17 protein-coding genes are annotated in these 16,731 nt (G+C 67.4%); 5 read left to right on the forward strand and 12 right to left on the reverse strand.

Going from position 1 to position 16,731, the window contains the following annotated elements:
• Positions 1 to 28 precede the first annotated feature (28 nt).
• The 4 genes from pcaG to V6M56_RS03830 are packed head-to-tail and all read right to left on the reverse strand — an operon-like array spanning position 29 to position 2,943.
• Positions 29 to 610 carry a protocatechuate 3,4-dioxygenase subunit alpha gene (gene pcaG, locus V6M56_RS03815; RefSeq protein WP_332681386.1) on the reverse strand — a complete coding sequence of 194 codons (582 nt, stop codon included), beginning with the start codon at positions 608 to 610 and terminating at the stop codon, positions 29 to 31.
• Positions 600 to 1,310 (reverse strand): protocatechuate 3,4-dioxygenase subunit beta, encoded by a 711-nt coding sequence (gene pcaH, locus V6M56_RS03820; protein ID WP_332681388.1) that lies wholly within the window; start codon positions 1,308 to 1,310, stop codon positions 600 to 602. Before pcaH ends, pcaG begins: the two co-directional genes overlap by 11 nt.
• Positions 1,307 to 2,077, reverse strand: coding sequence for a CoA-transferase subunit beta (locus V6M56_RS03825; RefSeq protein WP_332681390.1), 771 nt, complete (start codon positions 2,075 to 2,077; stop codon positions 1,307 to 1,309). Before V6M56_RS03825 ends, pcaH begins: the two co-directional genes overlap by 4 nt.
• Positions 2,078 to 2,082: 5 nt before the next feature.
• Positions 2,083 to 2,943 carry a CoA transferase subunit A gene (locus tag V6M56_RS03830; RefSeq protein WP_332681391.1) on the reverse strand — a complete coding sequence of 287 codons (861 nt, stop codon included), beginning with the start codon at positions 2,941 to 2,943 and terminating at the stop codon, positions 2,083 to 2,085.
• A 120-nt stretch (positions 2,944 to 3,063) separates the two neighbouring features.
• Between V6M56_RS03830 and V6M56_RS03835 the strand changes: the two genes are divergently transcribed.
• Positions 3,064 to 3,801, forward strand: a complete 738-nt coding sequence (locus tag V6M56_RS03835; protein ID WP_332681393.1) for an IclR family transcriptional regulator domain-containing protein — start codon at positions 3,064 to 3,066, stop codon at positions 3,799 to 3,801.
• A gap of 14 nt (positions 3,802 to 3,815) precedes the next feature.
• Positions 3,816 to 4,700 (forward strand): aldose epimerase family protein, encoded by an 885-nt coding sequence (locus V6M56_RS03840; protein ID WP_332681395.1) that lies wholly within the window; start codon positions 3,816 to 3,818, stop codon positions 4,698 to 4,700.
• Between the two features lie 8 nt (positions 4,701 to 4,708).
• Here V6M56_RS03840 and V6M56_RS03845 read toward each other — a convergent pair whose 3' ends face one another.
• Positions 4,709 to 5,389 (reverse strand): L,D-transpeptidase, encoded by a 681-nt coding sequence (locus V6M56_RS03845; protein WP_332681396.1) that lies wholly within the window; start codon positions 5,387 to 5,389, stop codon positions 4,709 to 4,711.
• 217 nt (positions 5,390 to 5,606) lie between these two features.
• Between V6M56_RS03845 and V6M56_RS03850 the strand changes: the two genes are divergently transcribed.
• Positions 5,607 to 6,359, forward strand: coding sequence for a sulfite exporter TauE/SafE family protein (locus tag V6M56_RS03850; RefSeq protein ID WP_332681398.1), 753 nt, complete (start codon positions 5,607 to 5,609; stop codon positions 6,357 to 6,359).
• 19 nt (positions 6,360 to 6,378) lie between these two features.
• Here V6M56_RS03850 and V6M56_RS03855 read toward each other — a convergent pair whose 3' ends face one another.
• The 5 genes from V6M56_RS03855 to ugpB all read right to left on the reverse strand — a co-directional run bounded on the left by V6M56_RS03855 (position 6,379) and on the right by ugpB (position 11,524).
• Positions 6,379 to 7,458, reverse strand: a complete 1,080-nt coding sequence (locus V6M56_RS03855) for a sn-glycerol-3-phosphate import ATP-binding protein UgpC (RefSeq protein ID WP_332681400.1) — start codon at positions 7,456 to 7,458, stop codon at positions 6,379 to 6,381.
• 86 nt (positions 7,459 to 7,544) lie between these two features.
• Complete coding sequence (gene ugpE / locus V6M56_RS03860; protein ID WP_332681402.1) at positions 7,545 to 8,393, reverse strand: sn-glycerol-3-phosphate ABC transporter permease UgpE; 849 nt, start codon at positions 8,391 to 8,393, stop codon at positions 7,545 to 7,547.
• Positions 8,393 to 9,151, reverse strand: coding sequence for a creatininase family protein (locus tag V6M56_RS03865; RefSeq protein WP_332681404.1), 759 nt, complete (start codon positions 9,149 to 9,151; stop codon positions 8,393 to 8,395). The genes ugpE and V6M56_RS03865 overlap by 1 nt, the downstream gene beginning before the upstream one ends.
• Positions 9,151 to 10,032, reverse strand: coding sequence for a sn-glycerol-3-phosphate ABC transporter permease UgpA (ugpA, locus tag V6M56_RS03870; RefSeq protein WP_332681406.1), 882 nt, complete (start codon positions 10,030 to 10,032; stop codon positions 9,151 to 9,153). Before ugpA ends, V6M56_RS03865 begins: the two co-directional genes overlap by 1 nt.
• A 166-nt stretch (positions 10,033 to 10,198) precedes the next feature.
• Complete coding sequence (gene ugpB / locus V6M56_RS03875; protein ID WP_442881073.1) at positions 10,199 to 11,524, reverse strand: sn-glycerol-3-phosphate ABC transporter substrate-binding protein UgpB; 1,326 nt, start codon at positions 11,522 to 11,524, stop codon at positions 10,199 to 10,201.
• A 220-nt stretch (positions 11,525 to 11,744) separates the two neighbouring features.
• On the opposite strand from ugpB, the gene V6M56_RS03880 reads away from it, so the two are divergent.
• Positions 11,745 to 12,917, forward strand: a complete 1,173-nt coding sequence (locus V6M56_RS03880; protein WP_332681413.1) for a fumarylacetoacetate hydrolase family protein — start codon at positions 11,745 to 11,747, stop codon at positions 12,915 to 12,917.
• 185 nt (positions 12,918 to 13,102) lie between these two features.
• Here V6M56_RS03880 and V6M56_RS03885 read toward each other — a convergent pair whose 3' ends face one another.
• Positions 13,103 to 13,714: an NAD(P)-dependent oxidoreductase gene (locus V6M56_RS03885; protein WP_332681407.1), complete on the reverse strand. Its 612-nt coding sequence runs from the start codon at positions 13,712 to 13,714 to the stop codon at positions 13,103 to 13,105.
• Between the two features lie 117 nt (positions 13,715 to 13,831).
• Here V6M56_RS03885 and V6M56_RS03890 point away from each other — a divergent pair, with 117 nt between their 5' ends.
• Complete coding sequence (locus V6M56_RS03890; protein ID WP_332681408.1) at positions 13,832 to 14,203, forward strand: winged helix-turn-helix transcriptional regulator; 372 nt, start codon at positions 13,832 to 13,834, stop codon at positions 14,201 to 14,203.
• On the opposite strand, the gene ligD is transcribed toward V6M56_RS03890, so the two are convergent.
• On the reverse strand, positions 14,204 to 16,731 hold a 2,528-nt coding region (gene ligD / locus V6M56_RS03895; RefSeq protein WP_332681410.1), incomplete at its 5' end, for a DNA ligase D. It abuts the gene before it with no gap.

A 16,731-nucleotide genomic window follows, 5' to 3' on the forward strand; every position in this document is an offset into this window, starting at 1 on the left:
GGTCAAGCCCGGGCATGACGGTGAAGGTTCAGACGTCGAAGAAGACCGTCTCGCTTTTGCCCTGCAATCTGATGTCGAGGCGGAAGACGCCGTCGGCGCCGCGCTTGGCGATCAGCGTCGCGCGCCGCTCGGCCGGCACCAGCGCCAGCACCGGGTCCTGCGCATTGCCGGGCTCGTCGTCGAAATAGATCCGCGTCGCCAGCCGGATCAGCAGGCCGCGGGCGAAGACGGAGACGGTGAGATGCGGCGCCTGCATCACGCCGTTCAGACCCGGCAGGGCGCCCGGGCGGATGGTCTCGATGAAATAGACGCCCTCGGCGCTGGTCTCGGCCCGGCCGAAGCCGGTGAAGCCGGCATTGCCGGCGGCGTTGAAGCGGCCTTCGGCATCGGCCTGCCAGGTCTCGATCACGGCATCGCCTACGGACACGCCGTCGCCGTCATAGACGACACCCTCGACGCGGAGCCGCTCGCCGGCGACGGCCTCGCTTGCGACCTGCTCGGTGGCCAGTTCCTTGCCGCCATAGGCGCGCGGCGTCAGCGCATAGGCGAAGAACGGGCCGATCGTCTGGGAGGGCGTGAGACCGGGCGGGGCCTTTTGTTCAGTGCTCATGCGGTTCCTCCGTCGGGGTCGCCTCGCGGCCGCGCAGCACGATGTCGAACTGGTAGCCGAGCGCCCATTCCGGCTCGGTGGTGTCGAGATCGAAGCGCGAGATCAGCCGCTCGCGCACGCTGGCGTCGGTGATCGACTGGAAGATCGGATCGTATTTGAACAGCGGGTCGCCCGGGAAATACATCTGGGTGATGACGCGCGACAGGAAGCTCGGCCCGAACAGCGAGAAATGGATATGGGCCGGGCGCCAGGCATTGTGGTGGTTGCGCCAGGGATAGGCGCCGGGCTTGATGGTGACGAAGCGGTAGCGCCCCTGCGCATCGGTGAGGGCGCGGCCGGCACCGGTGAAGTTCGGGTCGAGCGGGGCCGGATGCTGGTCCTTGACATGGACATAGCGCCCGCCGGCATTGGCCTGCCAGATCTCGATCAGCGTGTGCGGCACCGGCCGGCCATCCTCGTCGAGCACGCGGCCGCTGACGATGATGCGCTCGCCCAGCGGCTCGCCTTCATGCTGGAGCGTCAGGTCCGAATCGGTCTCGGAGACGGCGGCATGGCCGAAGACCGGCCCGCTTGTCTCCGAGAGCGTGTGCGGCAGCAGGATCAGCGGCTGCGAGGGCGCCCGCTTCAGCGTGCTCTTGTATTCCGGCGAATTGTTGGGCGGATGGGCCTTCAGCCCGTTGCGGGGGAAGATCAGGCTCATGCCGCCACTCCATGGGCTTTCCTGGTGCGGGCATGCAGGGTCCGCAGCACCTCGAGCTCCTCTGCGCTCGGCGCCGGTGTCTCCGTCAGATCGGCGGCGAAGCGCAAGGGCCAGCCGCAACCGGCCTGGACCTGTTCGCGCGTCACGCCCGGATGCAGCGAGATAACCGTAAGTTCGGCGGTCTCGGGATCGGGTGCCATGACGCAGAGATCGGTGATCACCCTGGTCGGCCCCTTGGTCTTCAGGCCGAGCTTCTCGCGGTCGCCCTTGCCGGTGCCGTGGCCGAAGGAGGTGATGAAGGGCAGCTTCTCGACGAAGGCGCGCGAGCCCATCGCCATGGTGATGAAGATCTGCCCGCAATTGCTGGCGATCTCGGGCGCGCCGCCGCCGCCCGGCAGGCGCACTTTCGGGGTGGCGTAGTCGCCGACCACGGTGGTGTTGAGATTGGCGAAGCGGTCGATCTGGGCGCCGCCGAGGAAGCCGATGGTGATGCGCCCGCCCTGCAGCCAGTAGCGGAACATCTCCGGCACCGGCACGGTCGTCAGCGCCGTGTCGCAGAGCTCGCCATCGCCGATCGAGAGCGGCAGCACGCTCGGCCGGGTCGAGAGCGTGCCGGATTCGTAGATCAGCGTGAGCCCCGGCGCATGGGTCAGCCGGGCCAGGTTGCAGGCGGCCGAGGGCGCGCCGATGCCGACAAAGCAGACGTCCGTCTCTGTCAGCAGCCGCGCCGCGGCGATGGTCATCATCTCGGAAGGGGTATGGCTCATGGGGCTCACTCCGCCGCCTGGCGCTGCGACCGGGCATATTGCGCGAACACATCCGGCCCCTTTTCGAGGACGTTGGCCTTGATCCAGGACAAGAAGCTGTCGCGGTCGCGCGCGATCTTGTCCCAGCCGATATAGAACTCGTTGGCCCGCTTGTAATAGCCATGGGCATAGGACGGGTAGGCGCCGCCCGGGACATGGGCGATGGCGGTGACCGCCCAGGCCGGCAGGATCACGGCATTGGCGTTGCGCGGCCCGAAATCCTCGACGATCTCCTCGACCGTGACGAGCGAGCGCTTCGCCGCCAGTACCGCCTCCTTCTGCACGCCGACGATGCCCTCGAGCATGACATTGCCCTCGCGGTCGGCCCGCAGCGCATGGATGACGGAAGCATCCGGCCGCAGCGCCGGCACCGTCGCCAGCACCTCGCCGGTATAGGGGCAGGTCACCGAGCGGATGTTCGGATTGACCTTGGGCAGGTCGACGCCCTTGTAGCCGCGGAAGACCGCGAAGGGCAGGTTGGCGGCGCCGGCCTCATAGGCGTTGGCCATGGCGGCGTGGCTGTGCTCCTCGAGCTCCAGGCGGTGCGGCCAGCCGTTCTCGATGGCGTCGCGCAGGCGGTGCAGCGAGCCGACGCCGGGATTGCCGCCCCAGGAGAAGACGAGCTTTTCGGCGCAGCCCATGCCGATCATCTGGTCGTAGATCAGGTCCGGCGTCATCCGGATCAGCGTCAGCCGCTTGCGGCCCTGGCGGATGGCCTCGTGGCCGGCGGCATGGGGGATCAAATGAGTGAAGCCCTCCATCGAAACCGAGTCGCCGTCGCGCAGCACCTCCTCGATCCCCTGCTGGAGGGAGACGAATTTTGCCACCTTGACATCTCCTCAAATTTCGTGCGTTTATCGCACAATATTCTGATTTTCGAACTTTAGGGATTGCAGGTGCCAGGGTCAAGCAGCGAAGCGGGGCGCCTTGCACCCTCTCCCGACCACATGGCCGCGCTCGAAAAGGGCCTGGCGGTGATCGAATGCTTCGATGCCGAGCATGACCGCCTGACCATCGCCGATGTCGCGCGCGCCACCGAGCTTTCCCGCGCCGCCGCCCGCCGCTGCCTGCTGACGCTGACGCGCACCGGCTATGCCGAGTTCGACGGCAAGTTCTTCCGGCTGACCCCGCGGGTGCTGCGGCTCGGCTATGCCTGGCTATCCTCGACGGCGCTGCCCAAGCTCGTCCAGCCCTTCCTCGAGCGGCTTTCGGAGGAAACCCACGAATCCTCCTCGGCCTGCCTGCTCGACGGGCATGAGATCGTCTACATCGCCCGCTCGGCGCAGCGCCGGATCATGTCGGTCGGGCTCTCCGTCGGCTCGCGCCTGCCGGCCTTCTGCACCTCGATGGGCCGCGTGCTGCTGGCGGCGCTCGACCCGGAGGAGGCGCGGGCCCGCATCCTCGCCGGCCAGCCGACCGCGCTGACGCCGCATACGGTGACCGACATCGGAAAGCTGATGGCGATCCTCGCCGCAGTGCGGGAACAGGGCCATGCGATCGTCGACCAGGAGCTCGAGCTCGGCCTGGTCTCGCTCGCCATGCCGCTGGTCAACAGCCGCGGCCAGGTCGTCGCCGCCTTCAACCTCTCGCTCCAGGTGCAGCGCATCGCCGGCGACGAGGTCGAGACCCGCTTGCTGCCGCGCCTGCGCGCGATGCAGAAGCTGTTGCAGCCCCTGATCGCCTGAACGGAGCCGACGCCATGCTATCCCTCGCAGCCGGGTCGTATGCCGCCCGCATCTCGCCCGAGCATGGCGGCATCGTCGCGGCGCTGGAATGGCGCGGGCCCGATGGTCGATCACACAAGCTGCTGCACGCGCCCGAAGGCCTCGCGCCCTCGACCGCAGCGCCGAACAAGTTCGGCGCATGGGCGATGCTGCCCTTCGCCAACCGCGCCTTCGACAGTGTCGTCGACGATGGCGAAAGCCGCTTCACCGTGCCGGCCAACGACCCGTCCGGCACGATCCACGGCTTTGGCTGGCAGTCTGCCTGGCAAATGGAGCGACAGGACCCAGGCCATGCCGTACTGGTCCACCGCCGTAATGCCGGGGCCGACCCCTATCGCTATCGCGCCCGACAGGACATCCGGCTCGACGAGGCCGGTATGACCGTCACGCTCTCGCTCACGAACGAGGCCGATACGGCACTACCCTTCGGCATGGGGCTGCATCCCTGGCTTCCCTGTGCGCCCGACACGCGTCTCGGTATGACCGCGAGCGGCGCGTTGATCTTCGGCGAGAAGTTCCGCGCCACCGGCACGCAGGCGCTCATTGCCGGCGGCCCCTATGCCGGCAAGCCGGTCTTCGCCACCGGGACCGAGACGGCCTGGAGCTTTCTCGGCTGGGGCGGCGTCGCCCGGATCGAGACGCCATCCTCCGGCCTCGCCATCGCGATCACCGCAAGCGAGAGCCTGCTCTGCCCGGTGGTCTGGGCGCCGGCGGGGGCGGATTTCCTGTGCGTCGAGCCGCAGAGCCATGCGGCCGGCGCGCCCAGCGAGGCAATCGTCCGCGCCGCCTCGCCGCTCAGGCGGCTGGAGCCGGGCGAGACGCTCGAAGGCTGGATGCGGATCGCGGCCGCGGCGCTCTGAAGAGGGCCTCAGCGCCAGCCCGAGCCGCCATAGCCTGATCCTCCATAGGGCTGATAGCCGTATGCCCCTGGCGGCAGGGCCGGCCGCAGCAGGATGTGCTCGCGCGCCTCGCCCCAGCCCGGCGCATGGCGCTGCTTGGCGGCGACATGCGCCTTCTGCTCGGCCTTGGCCTTGGTGCGGGCGATCTGGCTCTTGCTCTTGATTCTTGCCTTGGCGACCTTCTTGCCCCCCGAAGCGTTGGCAAAGCGCGAGTGATTGTCGGTCACGGCACCGTCGAGCGCGATGCGGGTTGCGCCGGCGCCGTGCTTCTTGACCAGCGCGAACAGCTTTGCGGCATTGGCCGGGTGCAGGCGGATGCAGCCATGCGAGGCCGGGCGGCCGAGCGCGCCGACCGCGGTCGTGCCGTGGATGGCAAAGCCGCCACGGAAGAACACTGCATGCGGCATCGCACCGCCATATTTGCGCGAGTACCAGCTGCGCTCGAGCCGCGTCGGCCGATAGACGCCCCTGGGCGAACGGAAGCCCTTGCGGCCCGAGGAGATCGCCCAGTTGTGGACCTCGCCATCGCTGGTGGTCACGGTCATGCGCTGGGCGGCGATGTCGACACGGACATTGAGTCCGGCCTGCGCGGAGCTGAGTCCGGCGAGCGAGGCGAAGACGAAGGCCAGAATGCCGAGAAGGCGAGTCATGACGCTACTCCCGAATGACGCAACCTGAGAACCGGCTCTTTGCTTGCTGCCAGGGCCGGTCGAAACGACCTGGCGCGGGCAGCTCTGGCCTTGAAGCTGAGGGAATCCCGAGCGCGGCCGCTTGTAAAGCGGAAACCGGCGAAATGGTTTCCGACCGGCGCGTTGCCGAAGCAGCGGGGCGGTGTCAAAAGGGCGCCCTCGCCTTCAGGTTTCCGCCATGCTTTCGACGCTGCTGCCGACCGGTCTCTCGCCGGCCCTCGCGCTCCTGCTGATCGCCATCAGCTTCCTGACCTCGGCCTTCACCGCGGCCTTCGGCATCGGCGGCGGCGTCGCGATGCTGGGCGCGCTTGCCGGCGCGGTGCCGCCGGGCGTGGTCATCGCCGTGCACGGCCTCGTCCAGTTCGGCTCCAATATCGGACGCACCATCGTGCAGCGGGCGCACACGCTCTGGCCGCTGGTGGCGCGCTTCACGGCCGGCTCGCTGGTCGGCGTCGTGCTCGGCGCCTGGTTCGTGGTCGCCCTGCCCGAGCGCGGGCTGCTCGGGCTGCTCGGCGTCTTCATCCTGGCGATGACCTGGGTGCCGAAGCCGCGCATTCCCGGCCTCGCCTCCTCCGGCCTGGTGATCGGCGGCGGCCTTGCGAGCTTCGTCACCATGTTCGTCGGCGCGACCGGGCCGTTCGTGCAGGCGCTGCTGCTGCCGCTCGGACTCGAAAAACGCCAGCTGATCGCAACCCACGCCGCCTGCCAGACCGTGCAGCATCTGTTGAAGGTCTTCGCCTTCGCGGCGCTCGGCTTTGCCTTCGCCGACTGGCTGCCGCTGATCGCGGCGATGATCGCGTCGGGCTTCGCCGGCACTATCGCCGGCACGAAGCTGCTGGAGAAGCTGCCGGAACGCTGGTTCCTGATCACGGTCAAGGCGGCGCTGACGCTGGTCGGGATCGACCTGCTGCGCCGCGCCGCAGGCTATTGACCAGCGGCCTCGGAGAGCGTCAGGCCCGCCCCAGGCGCAGGCCGCTGGCGGCGTCGAAGACATGGACGCGGTCGGGGTCGACGGCGACCCAGAGCCGGCCGGGCTGCGCCGCGACCGAACCGGTCGAGGCCTGCATCACAAAGGGCAGGCCGGCGAGCTGGCCATGGAAGAGCTGGGTGGCGCCGAGCTCCTCGATGAACTCGACGTCGAAGGGCAAGGTGCCGGCCGCGCCCTCGGAGGCGATCTCGACATCCTCAGGCCGCAAGCCGACCTCGATCGCCGTCCCGGCCGGCAGGTCCTCGCGCAGGTCGCGCACCTCGAGGATGGCGTCGCCGAGCGCGACGATGCCCGGCCCGTCGATCGCCGCCGGCAAGAGGTTCATCGGCGGCGAGCCGATGAAGGTCGCGACGAACTTGCTCGCCGGCTTGCGATAGACCTCGGAGGGCACGCCGATCTGCTCGACCCGGCCGCCATTCATCACCACGAGCTTGTCTGAGAGCGTCATCGCCTCGACCTGGTCATGGGTGACGTAGATCGCGGTGACGCCGAGCGCGCGCTGCAGCTTCTTGATCTCGACGCGCATCTGCACGCGCAGCTTGGCATCGAGATTGGAGAGCGGCTCGTCGAAGAGGAAGACCTGCGGCTTGCGCACGATGGCGCGGCCCATGGCGACGCGCTGGCGCTGGCCGCCGGAGAGCTGGCGCGGCCGGCGCTGCAGGAAAGGCTCGATATCGAGGATGCGGGCGGCCTCGGCAACGCGCTTCTCGATCTCGTCCTTGGGCGTGCCGCGGTTGCGCAGCCCATAGGCCATGTTGTCGTAGACGCTCATATGCGGATAGAGCGCGTAATTCTGGAAGACCATGGCGATGTCGCGGTCGGCCGGCTCGATCTGGTTGACGACGCGCTCGCCGATCGCGACGTCGCCGGCCGAGATCGTCTCGAGCCCGGCGACCATGCGCAGCAAGGTCGACTTGCCGCAGCCGGAGGGGCCGACGAGGACGCAGAAGCCGCCATCGGGGATGTCGAAGGAGACGCCCTTCACGGCCTCGACGCCGCCGGCATAGATCTTCTTGACGTTGGTGAGCGTGACCTGGGCCATGGGTGTCCTGGGAAGTAGCGAATGGCGAATGGCGAATGGCGAGTAGAAACGGCTCCGTCTGCCGTTTTCTACGCGCTGGCCGCCCCTTACTTTTCAGTCTCCACCAGGCCCTTCACGAAGAGCCGCTGCATGGCGATGACGACGAAGACCGGCGGCAGCATCGCCAGCATCGCGGTCGCCATGGCGAGCTGCCATTCGGTCAGCGCGTCGGAGGTGACGATCATCTTGCGGATGCCGATGACGATGGTCTGCATCGAATCCTTGGTGGTGACGAGCAAGGGCCAGAGATACTGGTTCCAGCCATAGATGAACTGGATGACGAACAGCGCCGCGATGGTGGTGAGCGAGAGCGGCCAGACCGTATCCTTGAAGAACTTGAACGGCCCGGCACCGTCGATCTTCGAGGCCTCGAGCAATTCGTCGGGGATGGTCATGAAGAACTGCCGGAACAGCAGGGTGCCGGTGGCCGAGGCGATCAGCGGCACGGCGAGGCCCTGATAGGTGTCGAGCATCCGCAGGTCGGAGACCACCTTGAAGGTCGGGAAGATGCGGACCTCGACCGGCAGCATCAGCGTGACGAAGATGATCCAGAACGCCGCCATCCGGAACGGGAAGCGGTAATAGACGATGGCATAGGCCGAGAGCACCGAGATGAAGATCTTGCCGAGCGCGATCGCCATCGCCATCACGAAGGAGTTGAACATCATCCCCGCCACCGGCTCGCGCGTCGTGCCCGAGGTACCGACGAAGAGGATGCGGTAATAGTTCTCGAACAGATGCGGGCCGGGATAGAGCGGCAACTGCCCGTTGATGATGGTGGCGTTGTCCCAGGTCGAGGCGACGAAGGTCAGCCAGACCGGAAAGGCCAGGATCAGCACCCCGATGGTCAGGATGACATAGGCGATGATGTCGCCGAGGCGGCGGTCCTCGACCATCAGAGGTTTCCTCCCCGTTCCTGCAGAAGCTTCGCCAGCGCGTCGGCGGCCGCCTCGATGAAGGCGCGGCCCTTCTCGGGCGTCGCCTTGCGGGCGTCGCCGATCACGCCGGTCTCGGTCATCTCGCGGAAGGGCTTGTAGCGGGCAACCGTCGGGCGCATCAGCGCGGCGGGATCGGCATCGCGCATGCCGAAGGCCTCGGGCAGGCGGTCCTGGCGCACCGTCTCCGGCGCCAGCACCATCATCATCGAGGTCTCGACCTCGCAGGCATGCATGACGCTGGTCTGGTCCTGCATGAACGGCGCCATCTCCGCTTGCGCCAGCAGGAAATAGGTCGTCGCGCGGATCGAGAGCGTGGTCTCGCGGGCGAAGTCCGGCAGGAAGGCCGAGAGCGCGGCGATGTTGCCGCCATGGCCGTTGACGATCAGCACGCGGTGGAAGCCGTGCCGCTCGAGGCTCTTCAGCAGCGAAAGCAGCACGGCGCGATAGGTCGGGATGTCGAAGGTGAAGGTGCCGCCGAAGGCCATGTGGTGCTCGGCCATGCCGCACCACAGCGTCGGCGCGACGACCACGTCGAGATCGCCGGCGCGCTCGGCCGCCGCCTTGCAGACGCCGCCGCACAGGATGGTGTCGACGCCGACCGGCAGATGCGGCCCGTGCTGCTCCATCGAGGCGACGGGCAGGATGACGACGGCGTCGTTCGCCGCCTTGGCGCGCAGTTCCTCGGCGGTGAGTTCCTGCCAGAGCACGGAGGCCATCAGTAATTCACCTTGCGCTCGATGAAGCGGAACTGGATGGCGGTCATGCCGATGACCATGATCAGCAGGATCACCGACTGGGCCGCCGAGCCGCCGAGATTGGAGCCGCCCTTGCCGTCGGAGAAGACCTTGTAGACCAGGGTGGTGGTGGCGCCCGAAGGACCGCCGCCCGTCACCGTGTCGATGATGCCGAAGGTGTCGAAGAAGACGTAGACGAGGTTGACGACCAGCAGGAAGAAGGTCGTCGGCGAAAGCAGCGGGAAGATGATCGTCCAGAAGCGGCGCATCGGCCGGGCGCCGTCGATCACGGCCGCCTCGATCACGCTCTTCGGGATCGACTGCAGGCCGGCGAGGAAGAACAGGAAATTATAGCTGATCTGCTTCCAGGTCGCGGCCATGATGACCAGCGTCATCGCGTCCGCGCCGTCGAGGCGCGGGTTCCAGGCGATGCCGAGGCTGCGCAGGCCGCGCGCCAGCATGCCGAGCGAGGGATCGAACATGAAGATCCAGAGCACGCCGGCGATGGCGGGGGCGACCGCATAGGGCCAGATCAGGAGGGTCTTGAAAATTTCCGCGCCGCGGATGGCCCGGTCGGCCATCACCGCGAAGAGCAGGGCGATCGACAGCGACAGCGCCGCCACGAAGGTCGAGAAGATCGCGGTGTTGGCCAGCGCCTTGTAGTATTCCGGCTCCGAGAACAGGTTGCGGTAGTTCTCGAACCAGACGAATTCGGTCGAGATGCCGAACGCGTCCTGCATCAGGAAGCTCTGCCAGACCGCCTGGCTGGCCGGCCAGTAGAAGAAGACGAGCGTGATCGCGAGCTGCGGCAGGAGCAGCAGCAAAGGAATCGTCAGGCCCTTGAAGTGAGCATATTTCTGCATCGGCAGCCCTAGCCAGCGTCATTCCGGGGCTTCGCGCAAGCGAAGAGCCCGGATCTCATGAACACAACCCGTGTCAATTGTCGCGTCTTCATTCTGCGCCGGAATGTTCATGGATTCCGGGCTCGGGCCTTGCGGCCCGAGCCCGGAAGGACGGGGAGGTTTCGGCTCAACGCGTCGCGGTGCGCTCGAACTGGCGCAGCATCTGGTTGCCGCGCTCGGCCGCCGCGTCGAGTGCCGCCTGCGGGCTCTTCTGGCCGGCCAGTGCCGCCTCGAGTTCCTCCGACCAGACGTCGCGAATCTGGACGAGGCTGCCGTAGCGCAGGCCGCGCGAGTTCTCGGTCGGCTCCTTGTTGTTGAGTTCGAGGATCGGCGTCTCGAGATAGGGCTTGTCCTTGTAGAAGCCCGACGCCTTGACCTTCTCATAGGCCGCCTTGGTGATCGGGAGGTAGCCCGACTCGGTGTGCAGCTTCACCTGGCGGTCGACATTGGACAGGAAGGTGAAGAACTTGGCGACGCCCTTGTATTCCTCAGCCGTCTTGCCGCCCATGACCCAGAGCGAGGCGCCGCCGATGATCGAGTTCTGCGGGGCGCCGGGAGCATCGGGATAATACGGCATCGGCGCATTGGCCCAATCGAACTTGGCATTGGCCTTGACGTTGCCGAAGAAGCCCGAGGAGGTCAGCATGATCGGGCATTCGCCCGAGGTGAAGCGGCCTTCGCCGGTGTTGGTGCGGCCCGAATAGTCATAGGTCTTGTCCTTCTGCAGCTCGACCAGATTGGTCCAGTGCTTCAGGAAGATCGGGCTCTTGTTGAAGGTCAGGACGGCGTCGAAGCCCTCCATGCCATTGACCTTGGTCGACAGCGGAATGTTGTGCCAGGCGCCGAACTGCTCGATATTGGCCCAGGTCGCCCAGGCATTGGTGAAACCGCATTTGTCCCAGCCGGCGGCCTTGAGCTTCTTGCCGGCCTCGAAGACCTCGGGCCAGGTCTTGGGCGGCGCGTCGGGGTCGAGGCCCGCCTTCTTGAAGGCGTCCTTGTTGTACCACATCACCATGCTCGACGAGTTGAACGGCATGGAGAGCATTTCGCCCTTGCTGGTCGAATAATAGCCGGTGATCGCCGGCAGATAGGCCTTCGGATCGAAGGTCTCGCCGGCTTCCTTCATCATCTCGTGCACGGGCTTCACCGCGCCCTTGGCCGACATCATCGTGCCGGTGCCGACCTCGAAGACCTGCAGGATGTGCGGGGAGTTGCCGGCGCGGAAGGCGGCGATGCCGGCGTTCAGCGTGTCCGGATAAGATCCCTTATAGGCGACGACGACCTTGTAGTCCTTCTGCGAGGCGTTGAACTCCTCCGCCAGCTTGACGACCACATCGTTGTTGGCGCCGGTCAGGGCATGCCACCACTGAATCTCGGTCTGGGCCAGGGCCGGTGAGGCCGTCGCCAAGGCGAAGGCGGCCACCGAAGCAAAAGTCGTCAGTTTCACGGTCATGGCATTCTCCCTTCCCGCCCTGCGATGCGGCGCAGGCGGCTCTTGTCGTTGGTGCGCAAGCTAGCATGAAGCCGGGGCGACGTTTCAATGACAAAACGATGACATCCCCGCCTTGCGATGGAAGCGGCGCGTCATGGCTCCCTGAACCCTTGCGCAATCGCGCGGAAGCGGCTGTTCTGCGCCGTCCCGCGATCCGCCCATGGACCTGAACCCGATGCCGATGCTTTCGCTCACGCCCGCCAACACCCTGCCGGCCGATGCCGCCCGCGCCGCGCTGGCCGGCCGGGCCTGGCGCCCGGAGCTCGGCGGACCGTCCGTGGTCGTGCTGCGCGGCGCAGACCTCGTCGATGTCAGCGCCGCCTTCCCGACGATGCGCGACCTCTGCGAGACCGCGGACCCGGCTGCCGCCCTTGCGGCGGCGCAGGGCGAGCGGATCGGCAGCCTCGCCGAGATCCTCGCCAACACGCCCGTCGACGGCCGCGACGCCGGCAAGCCCTTTCTGCTCTCGCCGCTCGACCTGCAGGCGGTGAAGGCAGCCGGCGTCACCTTCGCGATCTCGATGCTGGAACGGGTCATCGAGGAGAAGGCGCGGGGCAACCCGGCCGCGGCCGTCACGATCCGTGAAGAGATCGGCAAGCTGATCGGCGACGATCTTTCCAAGCTCAAGCCCGGCTCGGCCGAAGCGATGCGGCTGAAGGAGGTGCTGATCGCGCAGGGCGCCTGGAGCCAGTATCTCGAGGTCGGGATCGGCCCCGATGCCGAGATCTTCACCAAGGGCCAGCCGATGTCGTCGGTCGGCACCGGCTTCGATGCCGGGCTGCATCCGGTCTCGACCTGGAACAATCCCGAGCCGGAAATCGTGCTGATCGTCGCCTCCGACGGCCGGATCGTCGGCGCGGCGCTCGGCAACGACGTCAACCTGCGCGATGTCGAGGGCCGCTCGGCGCTGCTGCTCGGCAAGGCCAAGGACAACAATGCCGCAGCGACGGTCGGCCCGTTCATCCGGCTGTTCGACGGCGCCTTCACGCTCGACCATGTCCGCAACACGACGGTGACGCTGACCGTCGAGGGCGAGGACGGCTTCACGATGAAGGGCTCGTCCTCGATCGCCAGGATCAGCCGCGACCCGGCCGACCTCGCCGGCCAGATGCTCAACGCGAACCACCAGTATCCGGATGGCGCGGCGCTCTATCTCGGCACCATGTTCGCGCCGATCGAGGATCGCGACACGCCAGGCGGCGGCTTCACCCACAAATACGGCGACATCGTCACCATCGCCGCGCCCGAGCTCGGCGCGCTGGTCAACCGCATGCGCCGCTCCGACGAGTGCGAGCCCTGGAGCTTCGGCATCTCGCATCTGATGCGCAATCTCGCCAAACGCGGGCTGCTCTGAGCATAGGCGAGACGGCGCCCTGAAAGAACGGGTCATCCCGGACAAGCGGCTCTGCCGCGCCGCTCCGTCGTTGCGAGCGCAGCGAAGCAATCCAGGGGCGGCCGAGCCCTACGCCCGCTGGATTGCTTCGTCGCTTCGCTCCTCGCAATGACGGACCGGCCTTTGACTGGGCCCTCGGGCTCCGCTCAGTAGCCGACCGTGAAGCGCTGGCGCGAGTGCTCCGGCTTTTCCAGCTCGTCGACCAGCGCCACCGCATAATCCTCGGCCGAGATCGCGCTGCGGCCCTCGGCGCCGACCAGCAAATCGTCCTTGCCGAGGCGGAATTTCCCGGTGCGCGCGCCGGGCTCGATCAGGGCCGAGGGCGAGAGGAAGGTCCAGTCAAGGCTGGCCTCGGCCTGCAGCAGATCGAGATAGGCGCCGCCCTTCTTCGCCTCGTCGAGATAGATCGCGGGAAATTCCTTGGTGTCGAACAGCTTCACGCCGGGCGCGACCGCGAGGCTGCCGGCGCCGCCGACGACGAGATAGCGCTTCACCCCGGACTGCCTGACCGCAGCGAGCAGGACAGCCGGGTCGCTGGCCGAGAAATGCACCGCGCTGATCACCGCGTCATGGCCGGCGAGCAGCGCGGCGAGGCCGTCCCGGTCGAAGACATCGCCCCGCTTCGCGGTGACGCCGGCGCCCTGCGGCACCTTCTCGGGATTGCGGACGATGGCCGTGACGCGATGGCCGCGCCGGCCGAGTTCGGCGAGCAGCCGCGAGCCGATGAAGCCGGTGGCGCCGATCAGGGCGATGTTCATGAGAGCCTCCTTGGTATCCAATGGGAACCTGCATTCCGATGGACACCAGATGGCGTGCATGCGATTTTCACTCAAGAAGGCACTTTCGCGCCACAAGGTTACCTGCCGGAAACCGTCATGCTGCAGCGCCCCGACCCGTTCAACGCCCAATGCCCGACCCGGCGCGTGCTCGACCGGATCGGCGACAAATGGGCCGTGCTGATCCTGATCCTGCTGGAGAAGGGGACGCTGCGCTTCAACGAATTGCGCCGGCGGATCGAGAACATCTCGCAAAAGATGCTCTCCCAGACGCTGAAGAGCCTGGAGCGCGACGGGCTGATCGGCCGCCGGGCCTTCGCGACGGTTCCGGTCACCGTCGAATACTCGCTGACGCCGCTGGGGCGGACGCTCGCCGGCACGGTGCAGGCCCTGACACTCTGGGCCGAGGCGCATATCGGCGAGGTCGAGGCGGCGCAGCAGCGCTATGATCGCGGCGGGATGGCGGCCTGATCAGCGGCCCTTCAGGGCCCGCCCTGGCGTGAGGAAGCCGGCCCAGGCATCCGCAGGCGGACCTTTCTTCATCACCTCCTGCGCTTTGAAGGCGTCGGGCGCGATGTCTTCCTCCAGCGCCTCCCAGGCGATCGGCATCGCGACCGCGGCGCCGGGACGGGCACGCGTCGAGAACGGCGCGATCGCGGTCGCGCCGCGGCCATTGCGCAGATAGTCGACGAAGATCCGGCCCTTGCGCGCCTTTTTCGACAAGGTCGCGGTGTAGAGCTTCGGCTCGGCCTGTTCCATCGCCTTGGCGAAGTCGCGGGCGAAGCCCTTGACCTCGTCCCAGCCGGCCTTGGGCTTCAGCGCCATGACGACATGGAAGCCCTTGCCGCCGGAGGTCTTCAGGAAGCTCTCGAAGCCGAGCTCGGCCAGCCGCTCGCGGACGCTGAGCGCCGCCTCGCGCACCCGCTCGACCGGCACGCCCTTGTCGGGATCGAGATCGAAGATGATCTGGTCCGGCGTCTCGACGCTGTCGGCCCTGGCGCCCCAGACATGGATCTCGACCGTGCCGAGCTGGACCAGCGCCGCGAGCCCGTCGAAATCGCGGATGAAGAGCAGTTCCTCGCCTTCCTTGTCGCGCATGCGGGCGACCGCCTTGTGCAGGCCGGCCCCGGCATGCTTCTGGAAGAAGACCTGGCCGCCGATCCCGTCCGGCGCGCGCAACAGGCTGAGCGGGCGCTCGATCACGAAGGGCGCCATGCGCTCCCAGACGCTGGCGTAGTAGTCGAGCAGGCCCTGCTTGGTCAGGCCGATATCGGGCCAGAGCGGCTTTTGCGGATTGCTGAGGGTGACCTCTGTCGCGGGCACAGAGGCGCTCTTCCCGGTTGCGGCCGCCGGCTTGGCTGCCTTTCCGGCCGCTTTCTTCTCCGGCTCCAGCGCAACCGGCCGCTCCTCGACGACGTCCTCGGCCGGCTTGTCCTCGCGCAGGCCGAGGAAGCTGGCATGGCGCAGGGTCTTCGATGCGGTCCAGGCGCCGAAGCTGATCTCGGCGACGAGCTCCGGCCGGGCCCAGACGACACCGCGCTCGCGGCCGGCGGCGCCCTCGAAAGGCGAGGCCTCCGCCCGGATTCCGTCGAGCCGCTTCTTCAGTGAGGCGGCGGATTTGCGGGTGAAACCGGTGCCGACGCGGCCGGCGGGCTTCAGCTCGCCGTCCTCGTGATAGCCGAGCACCAGCGAGCCGAGCTGGTTGCGCGAGGCCTTCGAGGGCACATAGCCGGCAATGACGAATTCCTGGCGCTGGGTGCATTTCGACTTGACCCAGTCGCGGCCGCGGCCGCTGCGATAGGGCGCGTCGGTTCGTTTCGAGATCACGCCTTCGAGCCCCATCCGGCAGGCATGGCGCAGCATGGTCTGGCCCGGCTCGACGAAATGCTCGCTGTAGCGCAGCGGCGCTTCGGGCTTGCCCGCCTGCAGCAAGGCCTCCAGCCGCTCCTTGCGGGCGAGCAGCGGCTCGGCCCGCAAATCCTCCCCGTCGAGATGGAGCAGGTCGAAGGCGAAGAAGACGAGATTTTCGGTCTTCTCCTCGGAAAGCGCCGCCTGGAGCGCGGAAAAGGAGGAAATGCCGTCCTCGGCCAAAACCACCGCCTCGCCGTCGATCAGCGCCGTGTCGCATGGCAGGGCGGCAAGCGCGGCGACGATGCCGCTGCCGAAGCGCTCGCTCCAGTCGAGGCCGGTGCGGGTCAGCAGCCTGACCTTGCCATCGGAGAGCCGCGCCTGCAGGCGGTAGCCGTCGAACTTGACCTCATGCAGCCAGTTCTCGCCGGCCGGCGGCTTCTCCTGCAAGGTCGCGAGGCAGGGCTCGACGAAGCGCGGCAGGGCATCGGCCTCGTCCTTCGCCTTGCGTGCCGTTTGGGATTTCGCGGCTCGAGGCCTTGCATTCTCGACCTCACGGCCTTTTGCAGGCCGCTCGGCCGTCGACCAGACCTCGGCATTGTCGTCCTCGCCAATCTCCTCGACGCTCCGGCCGGATTTCACCGAATCGGGGGCGGTTTCGAGGATGTCCTCGTCGCTGCTTGCGTATTCGTCATCGACCTTGATCAGCAGCCAGTTGTCGCGCTTTTCGCCACGGCGCGGCTTCAGCCGCACCAGATGCCAGCCGCCGGCGAGCTTGTGGCCCTCCAGCGCAAAGGCGATGTGGCCCTTCTCCATGCCATGGGCAGGATCGCCCTCCGGCAACCAGCGGCCCTCATCCCAGATGATCACCGAGCCGGCGCCATACTGGCCTGCCGGAATCGTGCCCTCGAAGGCGCCGTATTCGAGCGGATGGTCCTCGACATGGACGGCGAGGCGCTTCTCCTCGGGATCGAGGCTCGGCCCGCGCGTCACCGCCCAGGACCAGAGCACGCCGCCATGCTCGAGCCGGAGATCGTAATGCAGCCGCCGGGCCGCGTGCTTGTGGATGACGAAGGCGCCGCCGGCCTGCGCCGCTTTCCGGCGGGCGGCGGCGCCCTTGGGCTCCCGCGTCCGGGAGAAGTCGCGCTTGG

Source organism: Allobosea sp. (assembly GCF_036675845.1).
In the GTDB taxonomy this organism is placed as follows: Bacteria; Pseudomonadota; Alphaproteobacteria; order Rhizobiales; family Beijerinckiaceae; genus Allobosea.

Excerpts from the sequence above, each read along its gene's own strand:
- ugpB (WP_442881073.1), bottom strand. The coding sequence starts at position 11,524 with ATGACCGTGAAACTGACGACTTTTGCTTCGGTGGCCGCCTTCGCCTTG.
- ugpA (WP_332681406.1), bottom strand. The coding sequence starts at position 10,032 with ATGCAGAAATATGCTCACTTCAAGGGCCTGACGATTCCTTTGCTGCTG.
- V6M56_RS03890 (WP_332681408.1), top strand. The coding sequence starts at position 13,832 with ATGCTGCAGCGCCCCGACCCGTTCAACGCCCAATGCCCGACCCGGCGC.
- ugpE (WP_332681402.1), bottom strand. The coding sequence starts at position 8,393 with ATGGTCGAGGACCGCCGCCTCGGCGACATCATCGCCTATGTCATCCTG.
- pcaG (WP_332681386.1), bottom strand. The coding sequence starts at position 610 with ATGAGCACTGAACAAAAGGCCCCGCCCGGTCTCACGCCCTCCCAGACG.
- V6M56_RS03885 (WP_332681407.1), bottom strand. The coding sequence starts at position 13,714 with ATGAACATCGCCCTGATCGGCGCCACCGGCTTCATCGGCTCGCGGCTG.
- V6M56_RS03845 (WP_332681396.1), bottom strand. The coding sequence starts at position 5,389 with ATGACTCGCCTTCTCGGCATTCTGGCCTTCGTCTTCGCCTCGCTCGCC.
- pcaH (WP_332681388.1), bottom strand. The coding sequence starts at position 1,310 with ATGAGCCTGATCTTCCCCCGCAACGGGCTGAAGGCCCATCCGCCCAAC.
- V6M56_RS03855 (WP_332681400.1), bottom strand. The coding sequence starts at position 7,458 with ATGGCCCAGGTCACGCTCACCAACGTCAAGAAGATCTATGCCGGCGGC.
- V6M56_RS03850 (WP_332681398.1), top strand. The coding sequence starts at position 5,607 with ATGCTTTCGACGCTGCTGCCGACCGGTCTCTCGCCGGCCCTCGCGCTC.
- V6M56_RS03880 (WP_332681413.1), top strand. The coding sequence starts at position 11,745 with ATGCTTTCGCTCACGCCCGCCAACACCCTGCCGGCCGATGCCGCCCGC.
- V6M56_RS03840 (WP_332681395.1), top strand. The coding sequence starts at position 3,816 with ATGCTATCCCTCGCAGCCGGGTCGTATGCCGCCCGCATCTCGCCCGAG.
- V6M56_RS03865 (WP_332681404.1), bottom strand. The coding sequence starts at position 9,151 with ATGGCCTCCGTGCTCTGGCAGGAACTCACCGCCGAGGAACTGCGCGCC.
- V6M56_RS03825 (WP_332681390.1), bottom strand. The coding sequence starts at position 2,077 with ATGAGCCATACCCCTTCCGAGATGATGACCATCGCCGCGGCGCGGCTG.
- V6M56_RS03835 (WP_332681393.1), top strand. The coding sequence starts at position 3,064 with ATGGCCGCGCTCGAAAAGGGCCTGGCGGTGATCGAATGCTTCGATGCC.